Origin of the sequence: Maribellus maritimus, assembly GCF_022267315.1 — a bacterium.
Classification (GTDB): Bacteria; Bacteroidota; Bacteroidia; order Bacteroidales; family Prolixibacteraceae; genus Draconibacterium; species Draconibacterium maritimum.
Map to the genome: position 1 here is coordinate 1 of NZ_JAIKLE010000131.1, position 1428 is coordinate 1428.

The window sequence follows — 1428 nt, forward strand, 5'->3', positions numbered from 1 at the left end:
ACCGTTAGGTGCAATTTTAAATGAGAACAAATGCCAGATTGGGATAAAATAATATCAGAACATACAAATAAGGAACTTGATGAAATACTTCTGGATTTCAAAAGAGTGAATTCCGATATCCTTTTAGCTACCTGCAAAGAGCTCGAAAAACGTGCTTACAAAACAGACAAGATAGAATTGATTGAATCTGAAATAAAAACAAGAAATCAAATCTTCAAAACTGTTGCAAGCAAAAACTTCCCATTAAAAGTTTCTTTCAAATGGACACCAAAGCAGACTGCTTCCCCCAAAACGAAACTTCCCAAAGAGTTAGTAATTAAAAATTTCCAACGTGCAATGTTCGCTTTAGACTGGGACGTAGTACATTTTGACAAGGATAATGTAGAGGGAAAAAGTGGAAATGATTGGGGAAAATGGTCGGAAAAGATTACAGTTGAAGTTGCAGACAATATTAGGATAACTAGTAAATCACTGCAAAATAACTTAGTTGATTTTGGGAAAAACAACCGTAGAATTGAAGAATTAAAACTTGCTTTCAGTTTAATTGAGGCAGAATATGATAGCGAGACAATAGAGTCGGATTTAGAAGAACTTAGGATAATTGAAGAAAAGACAAAATATCAGGTTCCTGATGAATTAACAAAGCCCAAAATTCTAAGAGAAAAGAAAATGGGGCTACTTGTAGGTGGTGGTATTTTAACCTCTGTTATCATTGGAGCTGTTTTGGCTGTCTTGTCTAGTGTCATTTATATTATATTGCTTTTTGATAGTGGCATTGGGTTCTTAACTGCTCTTGCTTTTGGATATTTAATTAAAATAAGCGGAATATCCGATTTCAAAACCATAAAATTGATTGGATTTGGTTCAGTTACTTTAACCTATTTATTCAGTCAAATATTCAGACTAATTTATATCGTAAAAACAAATAATATCGAGGATGCAACACTAATTGATTTCTTAATGGCAAAACTAAATCATGGTTTGCTTTTCAAAGATTTAAATTTAGGAGCAATTGGTTTAATCATAGCTTGGATATTTGAATATGCTGTAGCAATTTTTGTTTTTTATATTCAAGTGATTCAACGAATAATAACCTACGACCTAGATAATGCTCCAAGAGATGTACTCGAATTTGCCGCCTATCAGTTTGACCAAGGGAAAAATGAAGACGCGGTAAGAATCGAATTAGCGCAAAAAGGATGGAGAGAAAAGGAACAACAAGATTTAATATTTAAAGCATTAGGAGCAGAAGTTGGAAGACAACAAATTGTGAGAGCGGAATGAAAATAAAAAAAACAGCACCTAACACGTGGTATAAGTCATGGCTGGGTTTGTGCGGATTCGACAAGTCGAATCTCGTCCCAACCTCAGTTTCGGTCGGACTGGTCAGACTCTCGTCTGACCGCCACGACCTCATACCACCACCGT

At 35.0% G+C, this 1428-nt stretch carries 1 protein-coding gene; it reads left to right on the top strand.

From position 1 onward, the window contains the following. The first annotated feature begins 30 nt into the window (after window positions 1–30). Entirely contained in the window at window positions 31–1284 is a 1254-nt protein-coding gene (locus K5G00_RS29315) for a hypothetical protein (protein WP_238770170.1), read from the top strand. Window positions 1285–1428: the final 144 nt, after the last annotated feature.